At 37.2% G+C, this 19,186-nt stretch carries 18 protein-coding genes; 3 read left to right on the forward strand and 15 right to left on the reverse strand.

Features of this window, described 5'->3' with window-relative positions; all coding sequences use genetic code 11:
- Positions 1 to 23 precede the first annotated feature (23 nt).
- A complete protein-coding gene (locus B806_RS0114790; RefSeq protein WP_017386801.1) occupies positions 24 to 431 on the reverse strand; it encodes an OsmC family protein in 408 nt (135 codons plus the stop codon).
- Positions 432 to 646: 215 nt separating this feature from the next.
- Here B806_RS0114790 and B806_RS0114795 point away from each other — a divergent pair, with 215 nt between their 5' ends.
- A complete protein-coding gene (locus B806_RS0114795; protein WP_017386802.1) occupies positions 647 to 1,237 on the forward strand; it encodes a YceI family protein in 591 nt (196 codons plus the stop codon).
- A 45-nt stretch (positions 1,238 to 1,282) separates the two neighbouring features.
- On the opposite strand, the gene B806_RS0114800 is transcribed toward B806_RS0114795, so the two are convergent.
- Complete coding sequence (locus B806_RS0114800; RefSeq protein ID WP_017386803.1) at positions 1,283 to 1,873, reverse strand: lecithin retinol acyltransferase family protein; 591 nt, start codon at positions 1,871 to 1,873, stop codon at positions 1,283 to 1,285.
- Between the two features lie 193 nt (positions 1,874 to 2,066).
- On the opposite strand from B806_RS0114800, the gene B806_RS0114805 reads away from it, so the two are divergent.
- Positions 2,067 to 2,813, forward strand: a complete 747-nt coding sequence (locus B806_RS0114805) for a phosphodiester glycosidase family protein (protein ID WP_017386804.1) — start codon at positions 2,067 to 2,069, stop codon at positions 2,811 to 2,813.
- 35 nt (positions 2,814 to 2,848) lie between these two features.
- Here the strand turns inward: B806_RS0114805 and B806_RS0114810 are convergent, their stop codons facing one another.
- The 4 genes from B806_RS0114810 to putA all read right to left on the reverse strand — a co-directional run bounded on the left by B806_RS0114810 (position 2,849) and on the right by putA (position 8,853).
- Positions 2,849 to 3,079 (reverse strand): hypothetical protein, encoded by a 231-nt coding sequence (locus B806_RS0114810; protein WP_017386805.1) that lies wholly within the window; start codon positions 3,077 to 3,079, stop codon positions 2,849 to 2,851.
- 248 nt (positions 3,080 to 3,327) lie between these two features.
- Positions 3,328 to 4,413, reverse strand: a complete 1,086-nt coding sequence (trmA, locus tag B806_RS0114815) for a tRNA (uridine(54)-C5)-methyltransferase TrmA (RefSeq protein ID WP_017386806.1) — start codon at positions 4,411 to 4,413, stop codon at positions 3,328 to 3,330.
- A gap of 113 nt (positions 4,414 to 4,526) precedes the next feature.
- Positions 4,527 to 4,994, reverse strand: coding sequence for a GrpB family protein (locus B806_RS0114820; protein ID WP_017403197.1), 468 nt, complete (start codon positions 4,992 to 4,994; stop codon positions 4,527 to 4,529).
- Positions 4,995 to 5,100: 106 nt separating this feature from the next.
- A complete protein-coding gene (gene putA, locus B806_RS0114825; protein WP_017386808.1) occupies positions 5,101 to 8,853 on the reverse strand; it encodes a trifunctional transcriptional regulator/proline dehydrogenase/L-glutamate gamma-semialdehyde dehydrogenase in 3,753 nt (1,250 codons plus the stop codon).
- A 124-nt stretch (positions 8,854 to 8,977) separates the two neighbouring features.
- On the opposite strand from putA, the gene B806_RS0114830 reads away from it, so the two are divergent.
- Positions 8,978 to 9,466, forward strand: coding sequence for an Lrp/AsnC ligand binding domain-containing protein (locus B806_RS0114830; protein ID WP_017386809.1), 489 nt, complete (start codon positions 8,978 to 8,980; stop codon positions 9,464 to 9,466).
- Between the two features lie 34 nt (positions 9,467 to 9,500).
- Here the strand turns inward: B806_RS0114830 and putP are convergent, their stop codons facing one another.
- From putP to sstT, 9 genes are all read right to left on the reverse strand, one after another.
- Complete coding sequence (putP, locus tag B806_RS0114835) at positions 9,501 to 10,991, reverse strand: sodium/proline symporter PutP (protein WP_017403198.1); 1,491 nt, start codon at positions 10,989 to 10,991, stop codon at positions 9,501 to 9,503.
- A gap of 412 nt (positions 10,992 to 11,403) precedes the next feature.
- Entirely contained in the window at positions 11,404 to 12,111 is a 708-nt protein-coding gene (locus B806_RS0114840) for a Sir2 family NAD-dependent protein deacetylase (protein WP_079381104.1), read from the reverse strand.
- Positions 12,112 to 12,202: 91 nt separating this feature from the next.
- Positions 12,203 to 12,577, reverse strand: a complete 375-nt coding sequence (gene gcvH, locus B806_RS0114845; RefSeq protein WP_005069578.1) for a glycine cleavage system protein GcvH — start codon at positions 12,575 to 12,577, stop codon at positions 12,203 to 12,205.
- Positions 12,578 to 12,614: 37 nt separating this feature from the next.
- Positions 12,615 to 13,640, reverse strand: a complete 1,026-nt coding sequence (locus B806_RS0114850) for an AraC family transcriptional regulator (protein ID WP_002121430.1) — start codon at positions 13,638 to 13,640, stop codon at positions 12,615 to 12,617.
- Positions 13,641 to 13,748: 108 nt separating this feature from the next.
- Positions 13,749 to 14,189 carry a MaoC family dehydratase gene (locus B806_RS0114855; protein WP_017386812.1) on the reverse strand — a complete coding sequence of 147 codons (441 nt, stop codon included), beginning with the start codon at positions 14,187 to 14,189 and terminating at the stop codon, positions 13,749 to 13,751.
- A complete protein-coding gene (locus B806_RS0114860; RefSeq protein WP_017386813.1) occupies positions 14,189 to 16,036 on the reverse strand; it encodes an ABC transporter ATP-binding protein in 1,848 nt (615 codons plus the stop codon). The genes B806_RS0114855 and B806_RS0114860 overlap by 1 nt, the downstream gene beginning before the upstream one ends.
- A gap of 362 nt (positions 16,037 to 16,398) precedes the next feature.
- Positions 16,399 to 16,935 carry a DUF2058 domain-containing protein gene (locus B806_RS0114865; protein ID WP_017386814.1) on the reverse strand — a complete coding sequence of 179 codons (537 nt, stop codon included), beginning with the start codon at positions 16,933 to 16,935 and terminating at the stop codon, positions 16,399 to 16,401.
- Between the two features lie 3 nt (positions 16,936 to 16,938).
- The gene (locus B806_RS0114870) at positions 16,939 to 17,619 is read right to left on the reverse strand and encodes a YoaK family protein (RefSeq protein WP_002121399.1); all 681 of its coding nucleotides are present in this window, start codon (positions 17,617 to 17,619) and stop codon (positions 16,939 to 16,941) included.
- A 5-nt stretch (positions 17,620 to 17,624) separates the two neighbouring features.
- Positions 17,625 to 18,827, reverse strand: a complete 1,203-nt coding sequence (sstT, locus tag B806_RS0114875) for a serine/threonine transporter SstT (RefSeq protein ID WP_002121409.1) — start codon at positions 18,825 to 18,827, stop codon at positions 17,625 to 17,627.
- Positions 18,828 to 19,186: the final 359 nt, after the last annotated feature.

Genomic DNA, 19,186 nt, shown 5'->3' on the forward strand with positions numbered 1-19,186 from the left:
AGAGCGCTTTTTTATTTGAGAAGTTAAATAGTGAGTTCTGTTTGGATATTAATCTGAGAGGTTAATAACTTATGAATAGGGCAATTCTCTGCAACTTTTAGTAATCGCTTATGCTGGTCTTCAGTAAATTCACCTTTGAGTGTAATTTTTCGTTCAATATTATTTTGGCCTTTTTCAGGTTCGCCATTAGGGTTTAATGCTAAATCCACTTGAACATGATCAAGCTTAATACCTTTAAGATTCGCATACATTTCTAATGTAATTGTAGTGCAAGCTCCTAAAGCGGCTAATAAAAGCTGAACTGGGTTCGGAGCTGTATCTTGTCCACCTTTATCAGTCGGTTCATCTGCAAACCATTGATGGCCTGAAGGATCGGTGAGAGTTACCCGATATGGAGTAGAAGTACTTTGTGCTTGAGCAGTATTAGCCATGTTTTACCTTATTATGAATCAATAAATTTGAAGTAAAAATGAAATTCTAGAATTCGAACACGGTGTGACAGTACCGCTACTTTATAATATTAGTTTTAAATAATAACTGTAACGCTTTTATTGTTGCATGGATGAAACATATCGTTTTATAAAGAATAGTGAATTAAATTACTTGATGTATACACTAACGACTATATCAATAAAGGATACGAAAAATGCATCTTAAAACATTAAGCTTCGGTTTGGCAGTAGCATTGGCTAGTTCAGTTACTTTAGCTGCACCAGTAGACTACAAAATTGACCCAACACATACAGCTACTGTTTTCTCATGGAATCACTTTGGTTTCTCTACTCCAAGCGCTAACTTCTCGGATATCCAAGGTGTAATTAAAGTTGATAATGCTAAACCAGCAAATTCATCTGTAAATGTGACTATTCCTTTAAGCAGTGTAAATACAAACGTACCTGCTTTAGATAAAGAGTTCCAAGAAGAAGCTTGGTTTAATGCTGCTAAATATCCAAATATTACGTTTAAAAGTACTAAAGTTGAAACCAAAGACAAAAAGCACTTTAAAATTACTGGTGACTTAACTGTTAAAGGCGTAACTAAGCCAGTTGTACTTGACGCTGTTTTAAACAAGCAGGGCGAGCATCCAATGGCTAAAGTTCCAGCGATTGGTTTTAATGCTACAACTTCATTCAAGCGTTCTGACTTTGGTTTAGGAAGTTATGTACCGAACGTTGGTGATAAGATCACTGTAAATATTACGACAGAAGCAACTGTTGCTAATGCAGCTAAAAAATAAGTTATAAGTTTTCTAAAAAGCCCTCAAATATGAGGGCTTTTTTATTTAGACTGGCTCTTTTTTATCTGGGTCTATAAATACTAAAGGCGCTGAAGGATCGATATTTCTTTTCTGAGATTTTTCTCTTAAGAACTGGTAAGTAGGGACTTTTCTTTTTGCCTGATCGCGCAGTTTCTTTTTAATATAAAGAACCAGAGCAAAACATGTAGTTGCAACGGTCAGCATCATACCATTCATATAGCTCATGATTGAGCTTACATAGCCAATAGTCGTTAAGCGATGCATCATACGTTCAACTTGAGTGCTACTTTCAATACCCGTAATTGCCCAACTACATAGATGTTCACAGTTATTAATAATCAAATGATAGTGGTTTTCATGCATACGAGAACGCATTCGGCGAACAACAATCTTTCCTTTATAACGAGGTTTGTCATAAGAACGGACGTGTATTTTTTTGCCATGCGAGAAAGCATCTATTGAAGTGATTTCAATCGGGCGTTTTTTGATGAAATGAGCTAAGCCGGAATAATGGATAACTCGACCTCTCCCTGCATATATACCATGATGGCTATAGCCGAGATGCTTTACGATGAGGTGAGCCCCTAAAGGGTAGCGTTTATTCAGTTGTTGCATGCTTACGCTGATCCAATAAAGTGTAAATGGCTTTTATTGAAAAGCTGCTAAACATTATAACCAATATCAGCAATTTGCAGTGTATTGATTACGTCGAATGAAGGAATTTGATGCATATCCAATCTATTCATATTTCTTGTATATAATTTAAGAAATTAATATGAAGGGAAAATGTCATGTCAGGTGACGTTAAATGAAATGGGTCGTCGGGTGCTTAGCTTTGTATGGGCTTTTGTTTCAGTCTGCATATGCTATAGCACATCAGCAGGTTAAAACGGTGGAAGGTGATCAATACGATGTGGTTTCGATCAGCGATTTTAAAGCATTGCACTTGTTTTTAAAGAATCCTAATAATCAGCAATACTATAAAAGCTTTAACAATATTGAGGAACAATTAAAGCAGTGTGAGCAGCTTAGCTTTGCAATGAATGCAGGGATGTTTCATTTAGGATTTTCTCCAGTAGGGTTGTATATTGAACGAGCTAAGGTAGTTCAGCCCTTAAATGAGCATAAAGGATTGGGAAATTTCTTTTTACAGCCGAATGGCGTGTTGGCTTGGAATAAAAAACAGGTCTTTGTTTTAACTACGCAACAATATAGCCTACAAAATTTGAAAGTTGATTATGCAACCCAATCTGGGCCAATGTTAGTTATTGAAGGAAAGATAAATTCCCTTTTTTTACCAAACTCTCAATCAAAGAAAATTCGTAATGGAGTTGGTATTCGAGATAATAAACTCTACTTTGTAATATCGAAAAATAGGGTGAATTTCTATAATTTTGCCGAGTTTTTTCAAAGAAATCTTAAAGTAGAGCAAGCTTTATATCTCGATGGTTCTATTTCTAGTTTATATATGCAAAAGAACAATCGGAATGATCAGCAATTTCAAATGGGACCAATGGTCGGTTGGGTGGATGAGTCTAATTGTGCATTAAAGTGAAATATAAAAAAGCCAGTACAAGACTGGCTTTTTAATTAATGAATAGACGGTTTTTGAGTGAGTTCATTTAACTCTTTTCGGCTATAACCACGGGAAATAAGAACTTTTTTAATTCCCTTAATGACATCTTCATCTGTTACTTGTGCAAGTGCACTTAGAAGTTGTTCATTAGTTTTACATGAGCAGTCATTTTCAACACAAGCAGTTTGGTTTTTATGCTCGTTATGCTGTTGATCTGCCAAGAACAGCTTTTGCCAAAAACTCATAGAGCCTTCATATACAACCTAACATAGCTCGAAATATAGCCAATTTAAAATAAAATACAAGACTCTATAAGTGATAAATCCACCACTTAAACTCGAGAATTTTCGATGGGAATGCTTGAGTTAAACGAAATTATGACGAATAGATGACTTGATATTTTTTGAAAATTTAAATACTTAACTAATAAAGCGTTAAAAAATAAGGAGGTATATAACCTCCTTACTTAAAACTTTACAATGAAAGATTTTGTTTAAATCTTCTCAAGTAAAACACCAGACTCTACATGATGTGTATAAGGGAACTGATCAAATAAGGCAAATTTAGTCACTCGATGAGTTTGACTGAGCGTTTTTAAATTTTCATATAACGTGTCAGGGTTACATGAAATGTAGATAATACGTTCAAAACCTTGTAGAAGTTTTAAAGTCTCATCATCAATTCCTGCACGTGGTGGATCTACAAATACGGTGTCAAAGTCATAGCTCTGAATATCAATATTCGCTTCTTGTAGGCGGCGGAATTCGCGCTCACCTTGATAAGCTTGAGTAAACTCTTCAGCCGATAGGCGTGCTACTTGAATATTATCAATTTGGTTTTGTTCAATGTTCCATTGAGCTGCATAAACAGAGGATTTTGCAAGCTCGGTAGCCAATACTCGTTCGAACTTTAAAGAGAGCGGAAGCGTAAAATTACCATTACCACAATAAAGTTCTAGTAAGTGTTTCTTTGATCCTTCAGCTGCGTCACATGCCCATTGCAGCATTTTTTTGCAAACTTGTGCATTAGGTTGAGTAAAGCTGCTTTCGATTTGTTTATATTTAAATGAACGATTTAAAAGTTCGAATTCTTCAACGACGAAATCATCGCCAATAACAATTTTCTGGCCACGACTACGGCCCATAATCTTAATATCTAATTTATCGGCAAGCGCTTTAGCGGCTTGTTCCCATTCTTGATCCAGTTTACGGTGATAAATGAGGGTAACTAACATTTCTCCGCTAAGTGTTGCGAGGAAATCAGCTTCAAATAAACGGTTAGAGAGCTTAGGCTCAGCTTTGAGTTTTTCCAAAAGTTTTGGCATTAAATCATTGATGCTTTGATCTGCAATTGGAAACTCATCAATGCGTACAACGGTTTTTTGCTTGTCGTCATTATTACGCTCAAACATGGCATAGAACATATCATTTTCTGTATGCCAGATACGAAATTCAGCACGCATACGGAAATGTTGTTCAGGTGATTCAAACACTTCTAATGTAGGTGGTGTAAATTCAGAAAATTGAGTAGTAATGCGTTCAATTTTAGCTTGAAGTTGTTGACGATAAGAAGAGGTCATAGACAAAGAAAATTTAGACAGAATCAAATAGTGAATGGTATCAAAAAAATTGAACTTACAGGAGCCAATTTTAACCAGATATTCATAAGAGAAAGCAGGTACCTAAACTAGAGCTAATTTAAAACACGATTAATAAAATCTGATTTTATTGTTCTATATTGATCGGGGTCTAAATGGCTACACTGTAATTTTAATTGATTATATTCATTAACCAACGTGGGTGATTTTATAAGCTTATTTTTAAAGGCTAAGAAAAATGTGAATACTGAATCCGTGACTACAATTTGAAATGCTACATCATCATTGTTGAGTGATTCGAGCATACAAAGCTCATGTGTTCTTAATGTATTTTGTTTTTCGATAAAATTAAGTGTTTTTAAGCGTTCAATTGCGAATTTAAATTGATCAGGTTTAACTTCAACATAAATATCTAGATCACCTTTTGAAATAGCATTCGGTATTGCAGATGAACCAATGTGCTCAATTTTGGCAAAGGGTAGAAGTGTGGAAATATCTTTTTTATACGAATTAAAAAGTTGAGCGCATCTTTGTTGATATTGTTCTGGTTCTAAAAAAATCATTATTAGAATCTCGAATTGATAAAATTTATATATTTAGGAATAGATTACTTTATTAAATAAAAAAGCCCAAATACTGAGATTTGGGCTTTTTTTTGAAAATTATCGATTAATCAGTCATTGTCATTAAGCTTGCGTTACCACCAGCTGCAGCTGTATTCACACTAATTGCACGTTCAATCACTAAACGCTCAAGTGGAATAGCCTCATTTGGTTCAACATGTGTAATACCAACAATTGCACCAGAACGTTTAGCAACTTCTTGCTGTAATGAGAAGATCTCTTCGCGATTACCATGATGTAAAACTGCATCAAAATCATCTGATGCGATATTTTTAACTGTAGTAATTGCAGCAAGCACATCTTTTGGCAATGTTTGTTTGTATTTTGCCAATAACGGACTATTTGGCATTACGGCCGCTTGGCTACCCACTGCAAAAATTGCGAGCAACTGATGCAACTGATTTTGTTCTGTATCAGCGATAGAAAGAACACGATGACGTGGCAAAATAATATATTGGTTACTTTCCCCAGTAGGACCTTGTAACTCATAAAACTTGCCTACACCAAATGGTTCAATTTCACGATTTGCTTGTGGTAAATGTTGTTTTGCCCAATTTTGTAAGCTCTTATAAACCTCACGGTTAAAGCCTTCAAAAGCAGTTTGCTCAGTCTTCATAGCAAATGGTGTTGCTAATACTTTGTTTGAACAATGCTGCATCAAGCGATACATGTAAAGCGGACCACCAGCTTTCGGGCCTGTACCAGATAAACCTTCACCACCGAATGGTTGTACACCAACGACAGCACCCACAATATTACGGTTGATATAAAGGTTACCAACTTCAGCATGTTGAATGACCGTTTGAATGGTTTCATCAATACGGGTATGTAGACCCATTGTTAAACCATAACCTTTGGCATTAATACGTGAGATCAACTGCTCAAGCTCACCATACTTATAGGTAATGATGTGGAGAACTGGACCAAAAACTTCGCGCTGCAAATCATCAAGGTTAGGGAGTTCAATTGCTGTTGGTACAACAAAGGTTCCTTTATCTAGTTCATTCTGACTTGTTGCACCAAACATCAACTGATGTACTGGATAGCCTTTTGACTTCATTTTTTGAATGTGTTGATCAATCGTCTGTTTTGCTTCGTCATCAATAACAGGACCAATGTCAGTTTTTAAAATCGCAGGGTTACCTACGATCAACTGTTGCATTGCGCCTTTAAGCATTTTAATCACGGTTACAGCACTGTCTTCTTGCACACATAAAATACGTAAAGCAGAGCAACGTTGACCCGCGCTATCAAAAGCAGAACTTACAACATCAAGTACGACTTGTTCAGTTAATGCTGATGAGTCCACAATCATTGCATTTTGACCGCCAGTCTCTGCAATGAGAGGAATAGATTGACCATTTTCAGATAAACGTTTCGCAACGGTTTTCTGTAAAATTTTTGCAACTTCAGTCGAACCAGTAAACATGATGCCATCAATACGGCTATCTTGGCTAAGCTGAGCACCTACTGTTTCACCGCGGCCAGGAAGTAACTGTACAGCACCATGTGGAATACCAGCTTCCCATAAAATCTGAACTGCTTGAGCTGCGATTAATGGGGTTTGTTCAGCAGGTTTAGCAATAACGCAGTTACCACTGACTAATGCTGCAGCAATTTGACCAGAGAAAATAGCAAGAGGGAAGTTCCACGGGCTAATACAAAGTACAGTACCTAAAGGCTGAATAGCTGTATTTGCAGGAAGATTCTCAACTTGAGTTGAGTAGTAACGTAGGAAATCTACAGCTTCACGAACTTCTGCAATGGCATTGGCATAAGTTTTCCCGCTTTCACGGCAAAGTAAAACCATCAATTCTTGAATGCGACTTTCCATTAGGTCAGCTGCACATTTTAAGTATTGAGCACGCTGTTCTTTAGGCGTATTTGACCATTCTGATTGTGCTTGTTCAGCTGCATTAAGAGCAATTTCAACATGCTTAAGATCAGCTTCTTGCACATAACCAACAATTTCATCATTTTGTGCTGGGTTTGTAATTGCAACAGAATGACCTTGCTCTAATGACTCGTTATTTGCCAATAATGGATGACTTTGCCAAATGCGATTACGTAATTCTTGAGCTGTGCTATCTAAAGCTGCAAGTGGGGTGTCATTTGCTAAGTCATAACCTTTAGAGTTTTTACGAAGTGTTCCGTACATATCTAAAGGTAGAGGAATTGATGGATGTTTTAAACCAACTGAACCTTCAAGCTTAGCTGCATGACGAATATCATAAATTGGAGACTGGATAAGATCTTCAACTTTAAGTGTTTTATCGGCAATACGGTTAACGAATGAAGTATTCGCGCCATTTTCGAGTAAACGACGAACTAAATAAGCTAACAAAGTTTCGTGGTTACCAACAGGAGCATAAATACGGCATGGTACGCCTAATTTATTTTGCTCGCGTGGACCAACAACTTGTTCATAAAGCGGTTCGCCCATGCCATGTAAGCATTGGAATTCATATTGACCGGCATAATATTTGCTTGGATCAGCTAAATGATAGATCGTTGCCAATGTTTGAGCATTATGAGTGGCAAATTGCGGATAGATGAACTCTGGCGCTGCAAGTAATTTTTTAGCACATGCGATATAAGATAAATCGGTATGTACTTTACGAGTAAAGACAGGGTAGTCATCCATACCTTCGATTTGCGCTTTCTTAATTTCGCTATCCCAATATGCACCTTTCACAAGACGAATCATGAGACGCTTTTGGCTGCGTTTAGCAAGGTCAATAATATAATCAACCACGAAGAAACAGCGTTTTTGATAAGCTTGAATAACGAAGCCAATACCTTTCCAGTTTGCAAGTTCTGGCTCGAAGCAAAGACGTTCTAGTAACTCAAGAGAAATTTCTAAACGTTCTGATTCTTCAGCATCGATATTTAAGCCAATATTGTACTTTTTAGCCAAACGAGCGAGTTCAAATACTTTGCCGTAAAGTTCTTGATGAACACGTTCAATTTGCGCGCGTTGATAGCGAGGGTGTAAAGCAGAAAGCTTAATTGAAATACCCGGACCATCATAAACACCTTTACCATTAGACGCTTTACCAATTGCATGAATGGCTTGCGTATAATCGTTAAAGTAGCGTTCAGCATCATGTTCGGTTAAGGCTGCTTCACCTAACATATCGTAAGAATAGCGGAAACCTTTGTCTTCGAGTACTTTCGCATGGTCTACAGCTTCTTCAATGGTTTCACCAGTCACAAACTGTTCACCCATCATACGCATTGCAACGTCAACAGCTTTACGAATGATGCCACGTCCACTGCGTGCTAAAAGGCCAGTAAGTACACTTGAAAGACTGGTTTGCTTAGGAGTTTCCATGAGCTTACCAGTTAACATGAGGCCCCATGCTGCAGCATTTACAAACATTAAGCTGCTTTGACCAACATGTTCTTTCCAGTTACCTTGATTGATTTTATCTCGAATAAGCAAATCACGTGTTGCAGAGTCTGGAATACGAAGCAAAGCTTCGGCAAGACACATGAGTGCCACGCCTTCTTGTGAAGAAAGAGAGAATTCTTGTAATAACCCTTGAACAATACCTGCTTTACCCGAAGAGGTCTTACGTTCACGTAAATTATTGGCAAGATTAAAAGCAAGGTCATAAATTTTATGATCTAAATCATCAGATACCGCGGCAGCTTGTAATAGCTCTTCTACAGCTTCTGGTTCAGCACGTCGCCAAGCTGTATTAATGCGTTGTTCAAACTCACTTTTATCGTTAAATTCGGTGATATAGCCTTGGTGAGATTTATCCATTTGATGAAAAGTATCCATTGTGTTCATATCAGTTTCCGCCAAGCAACTCTCATACTCCCTTCTTGAGTAGAGAGGTTTAGATAATTTATCATTACAGAAGAAACACCGAATAACTCACTATATTTTGTCCTTTTTTTAGAGGAAAATTCAGATGAATGGCCCAATATTAAGCCTTGACCGTACTGATTTAAAAATTTTGGATATTCTTCAAACAGATGGGCGAATTTCTAATAGTAAATTAGCCGAACTTGTTAACTTGTCGCCAACTGCTGTTATGGCTCGAGTGCAGAAGTTGACAAAGGATGATTTTATTTTGGGATATGAAGCGAAATTGAATCCAATCAAGTTAAATGCAAATTTTTTGGTGTTCGTAGAGGTGCTATTAGATAAAACAACACCCAATGTTTTAGATGAGTTTATTGATGCTGTTGTTCACTATCCTGAAATTGTTGAATGCCATATGGTGAGTGGTGGGTTTGATTTTTTAATTAAATTACGAAGTGGCAGCATGGAAGAGTTTAGACGAATTGCAGGGCAGGTACTGTGGCAATTACCAGGGGTAAAAGAGACTCGTAGTTATCCTGTCATGCAAGTTGTAAAAGATACTTCAAAAATTAAAATCAAAACTAAAAATAAATAAAGGGGCCGAAGCCCCTTTGATTTATTTCAATAACTTATACACTTTCTTTGTAGAGTTCATCTGCTTTTTCAAAGCGGCCAGTTACTGTCGTATTTGGCGCTTTAGTTAAGAGACTCACTACAATGATGCTGATAAATGCAAGGATAAAGCCTGGGATAATTTCGTAAACACCAGTGTCTGCGAAAAGATTTTTCCAGCCAATCACTACAACTGCACCAACGATCATACCTGCTAAAGCACCTTGTAAATTCATACGTTTCCAGAATAGTGACAAGATGATAAGCGGACCAAATGCAGCACCGAAACCAGCCCATGCATAAGCAACAAGGCCAAGAACCTTACTATCAGGGTTGCCTGCAAGAAAAATTGCGAGAAGAGCAATGGCAAGAACCATAACACGCCCAACCCATACAAGTTCTTTCTGAGAAGCGTTCTTACGAATGAAACCTTTGTATAAATCTTCTGTTAATGCACTCGAACATACCAAAAGCTGGCAACTCAATGTACTCATCACAGCAGCTAAAATCGCAGCCAGAATGATACCTACAATCCATGGATTGAATAAAATTTTAGTCAATTCCATAAATACTGTTTCAGGGTTTTTGCTCACAACTGCTGCTAATTCAGGGTGTTGTTCAAAATAAGCAATACCGAAGAAACCAGCACCTACAGCACCGATTAAGCATAAAATCATCCACGTCATGCCAATACGACGAGCAGCAGGGATTGATTTTACAGAGTCAGCAGCCATGAAGCGCACAAGAATATGTGGTTGGCCAAAGTAACCTAAGCCCCATGCCATGGAGGAGAGAACCGCCACAACACTCAAATCGGAGATGATGTTAAACGCATGCGGGCGAGCAGTTTCAATGAGCGTAACGAAATGAGTCGTGTCGCCAATCGCAAGGTAAGTCACAATTGGTGTTAACAATAGAGCAAAAATCATTAAGCCAGCTTGGAACGTATCGGTCCAGCTAATTGCCAAGAATCCACCAATACAAACATAACTGATGGTCGCGATAGCACTGAGCCAAATAGCCGTGTTGTAAGACATTCCGAATAAATTTTCAAATAGACGGGCACCTGCTACCATGCCTGAAGCACAGTAAATTGCAAAGAAAACCAAGATGATAACGGCAGAGAAAATACGAAGTACTTTTTTCTGATCATCAAAACGGCTTGTAAAATAATCTGGCAACGTGAGTGCATTATTTTGGACTTCAGTATGAACGCGTAATCGACCAGCAACCAGTAGCCAGTTAAGCCAAGCACCGATAATAAGACCAATTGCAATCCACGCTTCAGATAAACCAGAAAGATAAATTGCGCCTGGTAAACCCATGAGCAGCCAACCACTCATGTCTGATGCGCCTGCGGATAATGCAGTTACGAAACTGCCTAAACTACGACCACCGAGAATATAATCTGAGAAGTCGCTTGTAGCACGGTAGGCAAATAAGCCAATAAGAACCATTGCTACGATGTACACCATAAACATGATGAGGGTGGGATCAAAATAACTCATAATGGATGTGTGTCCTTATATCCATAATCCGTGATTGTAACCTAATCCAGGTCGCTGTTTTCTTGTACGGCATCCAAGAGGTTGAGATTCAACCACAAAAGATTTTTTTTGCACTGTTATTTTTATATTGTACTTTTGTATCATTGTGTAACTTGAAATAAATTGATTTTAAAGATATAAAATTATAATATTAATCATTAACTTATAGTTTTTTAATATTTATTTTTTTAAACTTTTTCAGCAAAAAAATGTCATTTTCTAAAAAAATAAATCGATATTGAGTTATAAATAGGCTATTGGTCAAAAAAAAATTATAGAAATTTAGAATAAAGTTAAAAAAATCGACAATTTTTTATTCAATTAATAATTTTTTTTATTCAAGTTAGGCTTATTTAGTGTCTAAAAATAGCAATTAGCCGATTAAATTTTCAAAAAGTCTATGCATTCCTTGAGTCGCTGACATTTTTAATAATTCATATTGATGAGGAACACGCAGATGATCAGCATTTGGATCTATATAGTAGGCTTTACATTGATTTGAAGTTTCATGAACTAAAGTCGCAACAGGATATACGCTTAATGTCGAGCCGATCACAATAAAAATATCTGCACTTTGTACTAATTGAATTGCTTCTTCATAAGCGGGTACAGCTTCACCGAACCAGACTACATGTGGACGCAGGGGATAGCCATCTGGGCAAAAGTCTTGTTCTAAATCTAGCTTCCAGCCATTAATATGGTAAAACTGTGTTGTAAATTGTGCATTCGGGCCAGAGCTTTTCGCTAAACGAATGTTTCCATGCAAATGTAAAACGTTAGAACTCCCAGCCCGTTCATGTAAATCATCAATATTTTGAGTAATCACTTGTACATCAAAGTAGTCTTGTAGTTTGGCAATATATTGATGAGCTTCGTTAGGTTCAGCCTCTAAAATATTTTTACGACGCTCATTATAAAAGCGTTGAACTAAAGCAGGATTCTTTTGCCATGCCTCAGGTGTGGCAACTTGTTGGATGTCGTAATTTTCCCATAGACCATTACTGTCACGAAAAGTGCTAATTCCACTTTCAGCACTCATGCCAGCACCTGAAAATACAACAAGCTTTGTCATAGAAGTCACCGATTCGTAAAACTGAATTTGAATAGATAAAGAAAAAACCAGTTTAAGACTAAACTGGTTTTTATTAAATATGAAAAGCTATAGCTATCTTTTATAAGCCAGCTTCGTATTCTGCATTTGTTAAAAGTTTTTCAACATCTGCAATGTTGTCTGGTTTGATTTTATAAATCCAGCCTTTTCCATATGGATCGTCATTTACAAAATCAGGATCATCTTCAAGGTCAGTATTTACTTCTACTACAGTGCCTGAAACAGGAGCATGGATGTCAGAAGCAGTTTTTACTGATTCAACCACACCAGCTTGTTCGCCAGCAGTAACTTTACTCCCAACTTCCGGAGTTTCAACGTAAACCAAATCGCCAAGTTCATCTTGTGCATGATCGGTAATCCCTGTAATAACAAGATCACCCTCAATCTTTACCCACTCATGTGTACGTGCATACTTCAGTTCAGAAGGATGATTCATGGTAACTCCTTAAGCTTGTGTCCAATAGTTTTAAACATTATAAGTATGGGTCTTTACGCCAGTTGCTTGGGCTACGGCCACTCCAGCGTTTAAAAGCACGGCTAAAATTTGCAACGTCTGAATAGCCAAGTTCATCTGCAATTTGTTCAAGACTGTAATCTGTACGTGAAAGTAGAGATGTTGCATGTCGATAGCGCACTTCATCAACCAATGTAGAAAATGAAGTTCCTTCAGCCGCTAATTGGCGCTTTAGTGTACGGTCTGACATGTGTAGACATTCAGCTACATTTTCAATGCTTAAATAATGTTGTTCAGAATTACTTAAAATATCACGAACTCGCATTGCTAAACGACGGCGCTCACCTAAAGCGGAAAGTTCGGCTTCGCACTGATTAATAGCAACCTGACTTGCGATAGGATCAGCATTAACTAATTTAATTCCTAAGTATTTTTTATCAAAACTTGAAATCAGATGTGGCTGGTTGAAGCGAATTGTGCTGCTTAGTTTATTTCTATACTTTTCAAAGCCTTCTGGTTCAGGAAAGTCCAAATCTACATCACCAGCTAAATCTTCGATACCCGTAATCGCTTTAGCCATACTCATGATGCCAATGGTCAAACCTAAAACGATTTCTGTCCGTAGAGGTTCAAGTTCGATGTCGCACTGTAATTGTAGGGTAGCTTTTGGCCCAAACGTTGAAAAATAGAGTTGTAAAAAAGGTAGACGTAGTTGAATAAAGCGTGCTGCAAGGGCAATTGCTTCTGTAATATCTTTGGCTGTCATAATTGCATAGCCAATGAAGCCATGAATCGAAATACGCATTTGAGTACCAAGATGGTACCCCAAAGTAGTTTCACCAGTTAAATTAAGCGCGTGTTTAACCAGTTCGTTTGCTACAGGTGTAGAAATACGATAATCAGGATCGGCCAGTTGCTCACTAGTAAGATGAAATGGAGCAAATAATGTTTCATCGTTATATCCCCAACGTGAAACAACATCTAATAGCAATAAGCCATAGACACCCGGAATACCTTGATCTTGACGAGCTGAGGTAATTTTCATATGCGTTCCATTGCTCTCATCAATTTGTCACATGCATTTCTTACACATCTTGTCATGAAATATAATCTGAGTTTATAAAAACTGTTAGACAATCATATCAACCATGTTTTAAACATTCTTTTTAAAGACAACAATTTTTGTTGTTGAAATGAGTAATACGTCACCATTTTGATTTAAGGCTTGCGTAACGTAACTTACAATACCACGATCTAATTTTGTTTTGGATGGTGTGATCGCTGAAATTTCTGCTTCAACATGAATTTTATCACCTGGTCGAGTGGGGCGTGGCCACCGTAAGCTAGATTCTGAACCAATCAGGCCGCCATGAATCGGCATACATTCCGTCCATAACCGCATAGTAATTGCAGAAGTATGCCAACCGCTAGCAGCAATTCCTTGAAAAATTGGATCGTGCTTAGCTTGTTCTTCATCTATATGGAAGGGTTGAGGGTCATAGCAGTTTGCGAATTTTTTGATTTCATCTAAGGTAATTTCATATTCACGGCTAATGAAACGATCACCAATTTTCAAATCTTCTAAATAAAGCATTAATCTTGACCCTGTAATACTTTTTGTTCAATTAGGAAACCACCTGTTTGACGTTTCCATAACTGTGCGTATATACCATTTTGCGCAATTAACTCTTCATGAGTTCCTTGCTCAGCAATTCGACCTTCATCAAGAACGATTAAACGGTCCATTTGTGCAATAGTAGATAAACGGTGTGCAATTGCAATAACGGTTTTATCAACCATCAGGTCATTTAAACTTGACTGGATTGTTGCTTCAACTTCCGAGTCTAATGCACTAGTTGCTTCATCTAAAATAAGAATAGGAGCATCTTTTAAGAATACACGTGCAATGGCAATACGCTGTCTTTGACCACCAGAAAGTTTAACACCACGTTCACCTACTTGAGCGTTATAACCACTACGTCCTTTTAAATCAACCAATTGCGGAATAAATTCAGCAGCTTTGGCTTTATTTACAGCATTCTCCATGTCTGCATCAGATGCATCAGGGCGACCATATTTAATATTTTCTGCAACTGAGCGATGCAATAAAGACGTATCTTGAGTAACCAAAGCAATATTAGCTCTTAAACTATCTTGAGTTACATCTTCGATGTTTTGACCATCAATTAAAATGGCACCTTGCTTAAGATGGTAAAAATGTAAAAGCAACTGGATCAGCGTCGACTTTCCTGCGCCAGAACGGCCCACGATTCCTATTTTTTCGCCTGCTCTAATATGCAAGTTGAAGTGATCAATCACATTTTTATTGTTATAAGCAAAGCTTACATCTTTAAATACAATTTCACCTTTGGTCACTGCAAGTGGTTTTGCATCTGGTTTGTCTTGAATATTGATTTTTTTACCTAATGTTTGCATACCATCTTGAATGGTTCCAACATTTTCAAATAAGGCTGACATATGCCACATCATAAATTCAGCCATACTATTAAGTTTTAAAATCATTGCAGTAGTTGCTGCGATTACACCTAATGCTGCTAAACCTTGGGTCCATAGCCAAACAGAAGTACCAATTACACCTACAAATAAAACAGCAGACAACATATTGATGCTGACTTCAAAGAGGGTGCCTAAACGCATTTGAGCATAGACTGTAGTCATAAACTCTTTCATAGATGCTTTTGCGTATTGGCTTTCACGGCCAGCATGGGCAAATAGTTTTACCGTTTGGATGTTGGTGTATGCATCTGTTACACGGCCCGTCATGATCGCTCTAGCATCGGCTTGTTGCTGAGAAACTTTACTTAAGCGGGGGATAAAGAACCATGCGCTTAATAAAAATAGGCTTAACCAAACTAAAAGTGGAATAAGTAAAATTGGTGAAATTGCGCCAAGAACAATGCTGACTGTAATGAAGTAAATGCTGACGTATGCCAGCATGTCACCCAAAATAATCCAGAACTCACGGATTGCTAATGCTGTTTGCATAACCTTAGCAGAAAGTCGTCCTGCAAAGTCATTATGGAAAAAGTCCAAGCTTTGTTTCAATAAAAGATTATGGAAACGCCAGCGCAAACGCATTGGGAAGGTACTATATAAAATCTGATGTTTGATAATAGATTGAATATTTACAAAAAAGATATTGGTAAATAAGACTGCAATCAAAATGAGTAAATCAGTAGCATGCTGACTTAAAAAGCTTTCCGGATGACTTTTACTTAACCAGTCTACGAGTTGTCCAATCTTTGAAAAAAGTAAGGCTTCAAAGCTTGCAGCACCTGCTGTAAAAAGAATAAGTAAGAATAAGTAAGGGCGTAAGCCTTCCGTAGCTTGCCACACAAATGGGAAAAAACGAGTCGGTAAAGGTTCATCTAAACCTTTAGTTGGGTAGGGATCTACAAGTTTTTCAAACCACTTCAGCATGAATTACTACCTTTGAGACAAAAGCCACTTAATTAAATCTTTGCAATTTAATTTGCAAAAAGTCAGTTAGATCAATATCACTTAGGGTTTCGATCTTGTGAATATATGCAAATACACATGAACTGATAATGTTGTACGTCTTAAATTAATACATGACGCAAAAATGGAGACTCGAAGAAATCTTCAAGAACGTCGCGAGGACTAAAAAATATTATTCATTATATCGAGATTAATAGATAAAGGGTGAAGGAATTTATTCTTTAAGTATTTTTTATTAGTATTTTGAACATTTGTTAAATTATTACAGCTACACATATTAGAAAAGGCCTTTAGATTTTGGTCGTAAAGGCCTAAGTATCGTATTACCACATTAAGTCATCTGGAATAACATATGCTGCATATGGATCTTCCTCATCAGTAGCTTGTTCGTTTTTCTCAGCATTATTAATCAAAATGAAGCCTTGCATTTTTTGATCAATTTTTTCACCTAAAGCTTTTGGAAGATAGGCGTATTGATCTTGATCTTTAGCAATAACTAGGCTACCTGCAACAAGTGCATTATAAACTTGCTGAGATAGATAAACTTTTTTGATTTTATTTTCATCAATAAACTGATAAGCCACATCACCAGCAAAATCAGTAATTTTATGTTGTTTAATCATCTGAATGATTGATGCTTTAAGTGCTTTTTCTTCAAGCTGTTTCTGTTTTTCTAAATTTAAAGCCTGATCTTTAGCTAACTTTTCTTGTTGAGCTTTTTCAATATTTGCTCTGATTTCAGCCTCATTACTTAGTCCAAGACGTTGTTCGTGATGAGCTTGCTTTGTTAATTTTTTTGCTTTTTTATTATCAACTAAACCAGCTTTTAATAGCTGTGCTTGTAAGGCATTTTTAACCATGTCTTAGTCCTTTTGTGAAGTTGAAGTACTATAGAGATAAACTATCCAGTAAGAAATACTTAAGGCTAAGCTTAAAATTGCTGGCAATAAAAATGATTGTAGTTTCAAATATGGATGTACTGAGGCGGCAAGAATTCCACCCAGCAGGAAGCCAGCAAGAATAAGTAAATGTAAAACAATACGTCGATTTTCTACAATTAAGCCTCTGGCTTTATATCCAAGTGCTAAACCAATATCAGTCAGCACACCAGATAGGTGGGTAGTGCGAATAATTGTTCCTTTGTAGTGGCTTACCATCGCATTTTGTAAACCCATGGCCGTACAAGCCCATAATAATCCATAGCGTGGAAAATAAGGAAGCAATAGCCAGCAAAGGAAAATGAATAAGGCAACAAGGCTCAAAGGTAAGCCATAACGACGACCTAGTCGAAAATGACTACTACCTAAAATAAAACCACTATAAAATGAACCGCAAACATAACAAATAATCACCAGAAGTAAAAAAATGATATGTTCTGGTTGCCACTCTACCAAACTCATAGCCAGCATACTAACGTTGCCAGTCATATGTGAAATAGATTGATGCAAAAGAGTAATTAACCCTAAGACATTAATCATTCCGGCATTAAATGCCAGCAAAAAGGCTCCAAGTTGGAACCAGTTTGGTAGACGTTGAAATGGCATTTTGTTTAAGACGCTTGCTTAGAGCGAATATCTACAGCTGCGGTAAATAATACATCTGTAGATGAGTTAAGGGCTGTTTCTGTAGAGTCTTGCAATACACTGATAATCATACCAACCGCAACAACTTGCATTGCTACTTCTGATGAAATACCAAATAAACTACAAGCGACTGGAATCAGAAGTAAAGAACCGCCAGCAACACCCGAAGCACCACAAGCTGATACAGTCGCAACAACTGATAAAATAACCATTGTAGCTAAATCAACATGAATGCCAAGCGTATGCACAGTAGCTAATGTAAGTACAGTAATCGTGACTGCTGCACCTGCCATATTTACTGTTGCGCCTAAAGGAATAGACACACTAGCTGTAGACGGGTTAACACCTAAACGCTCTGCTAAATCCAAGTTAACTGGAATGTTTGCTGCTGAGCTTCGTGTGAAGAATGCAGTGATCCCACTTTCTTTTAAACATTTAAAAACTAATGGATATGGATTACCACGGATAGTTAAACCTACTAAAATAGGGTTCACTACGAGGGCAACAAATAACATTGTTCCTAATAACACCACTAATAAGTGTGCATAGCTCTCAAGCGTCGCAAGACCAGCATCAGCAAAGGTCACAGCAACCAATCCAAAAATACCGACTGGTGCAAAAGCAATTACTTTATGAATAATAGCACTTACAGCATGTGAAACATCTTGCATCACTTGTTTTGTGGTATCTGAACTATGGCGCATAGCTAAACCTAGGCCAATTGCCCAAGCTAAAATACCAATAAAGTTAGCTTCACTAATTGCTTGAACAGGGTTCGCAATAAAGCTTAAAAGCAAGTTTTTTAATATATCTGCGAGACTACCAGGCGCTTGTAAATTATTATGAGAAACCGTGTTGAGGTAAAGAGTGCTTGGAAAAGATAAACTTGCAATAACAGCACTAAAAGCGGCTAACAACATACCTATAACGTACAGTAGTAAGACTGGGCGTAAATTGGCGCTATGACCCACTTGGAAGTTGGCAATAGAAGAAAGCACCAATACAAAAACTAAAATAGGGGCAACCGACTTTAAGGCTTTAATGAAAAGCTCACCAAATAAACTTAAGTAAGGCGTAACGTTCGGAAATAGTAATGCAACGCCTATCCCTAGAATAATGGCGATAATAATCTTAGTGACTAAGCTTAATCGAGAAAAGAATGCAAGCATATAAAGGCCTTATTAACCTAATCATGGCTAAAGGTTGAACAAGCGGAGTATTTTATACTTAAGTGATGTGAATCTTAAGCTTTTTTATAGCACCTATAAGTATTTATACTTAGTGGTAATATTAAATATTTGTTTTTATTGGTCTTAATTTAATATTTTTAATTTTGTAGTTGGTGATTTTGCTTGTTAATTGCTCATTAAAAAACGAGGTATATCAAAAAGCTGTGAAAGCATGGAATAGGCTAAAGAAAATAGGGTGGCAAAAAGTTAAATATGGTTGAGCTTTTTAGAAAAGCTACGCGAATTTTCAAAACTTTGTGCTTGGATTGGACTCTAAGCTTTCAAGCTGAAAAATCGCA

The sequence above is a fragment of the Acinetobacter sp. TG2027 genome (assembly GCF_000302435.1).
GTDB lineage: Bacteria > Pseudomonadota > Gammaproteobacteria > Pseudomonadales > Moraxellaceae > Acinetobacter > Acinetobacter pittii.

What these genes read in the sequence shown, in the direction of transcription:
- B806_RS0114790 (WP_017386801.1), bottom strand. Translation starts at nt 431, where the DNA reads ATGGCTAATACTGCTCAAGCACAAAGTACTTCTACTCCATATCGGGTA.
- B806_RS0114795 (WP_017386802.1), top strand. Translation starts at nt 647, where the DNA reads ATGCATCTTAAAACATTAAGCTTCGGTTTGGCAGTAGCATTGGCTAGT.
- B806_RS0114800 (WP_017386803.1), bottom strand. Translation starts at nt 1,873, where the DNA reads ATGCAACAACTGAATAAACGCTACCCTTTAGGGGCTCACCTCATCGTA.
- B806_RS0114805 (WP_017386804.1), top strand. Translation starts at nt 2,067, where the DNA reads ATGAAATGGGTCGTCGGGTGCTTAGCTTTGTATGGGCTTTTGTTTCAG.
- B806_RS0114810 (WP_017386805.1), bottom strand. Translation starts at nt 3,079, where the DNA reads ATGAGTTTTTGGCAAAAGCTGTTCTTGGCAGATCAACAGCATAACGAG.
- trmA (WP_017386806.1), bottom strand. Translation starts at nt 4,413, where the DNA reads ATGACCTCTTCTTATCGTCAACAACTTCAAGCTAAAATTGAACGCATT.
- B806_RS0114820 (WP_017403197.1), bottom strand. Translation starts at nt 4,994, where the DNA reads ATGATTTTTTTAGAACCAGAACAATATCAACAAAGATGCGCTCAACTT.
- putA (WP_017386808.1), bottom strand. Translation starts at nt 8,853, where the DNA reads ATGAACACAATGGATACTTTTCATCAAATGGATAAATCTCACCAAGGC.
- B806_RS0114830 (WP_017386809.1), top strand. Translation starts at nt 8,978, where the DNA reads ATGAATGGCCCAATATTAAGCCTTGACCGTACTGATTTAAAAATTTTG.
- putP (WP_017403198.1), bottom strand. Translation starts at nt 10,991, where the DNA reads ATGAGTTATTTTGATCCCACCCTCATCATGTTTATGGTGTACATCGTA.
- gcvH (WP_005069578.1), bottom strand. Translation starts at nt 12,577, where the DNA reads ATGAATCATCCTTCTGAACTGAAGTATGCACGTACACATGAGTGGGTA.
- B806_RS0114850 (WP_002121430.1), bottom strand. Translation starts at nt 13,640, where the DNA reads ATGAAAATTACCTCAGCTCGTCAAGATCAAGGTATTCCGGGTGTCTAT.
- B806_RS0114855 (WP_017386812.1), bottom strand. Translation starts at nt 14,189, where the DNA reads ATGCTTTATTTAGAAGATTTGAAAATTGGTGATCGTTTCATTAGCCGT.
- B806_RS0114860 (WP_017386813.1), bottom strand. Translation starts at nt 16,036, where the DNA reads ATGCTGAAGTGGTTTGAAAAACTTGTAGATCCCTACCCAACTAAAGGT.
- B806_RS0114865 (WP_017386814.1), bottom strand. Translation starts at nt 16,935, where the DNA reads ATGGTTAAAAATGCCTTACAAGCACAGCTATTAAAAGCTGGTTTAGTT.
- B806_RS0114870 (WP_002121399.1), bottom strand. Translation starts at nt 17,619, where the DNA reads ATGCCATTTCAACGTCTACCAAACTGGTTCCAACTTGGAGCCTTTTTG.
- sstT (WP_002121409.1), bottom strand. Translation starts at nt 18,827, where the DNA reads ATGCTTGCATTCTTTTCTCGATTAAGCTTAGTCACTAAGATTATTATC.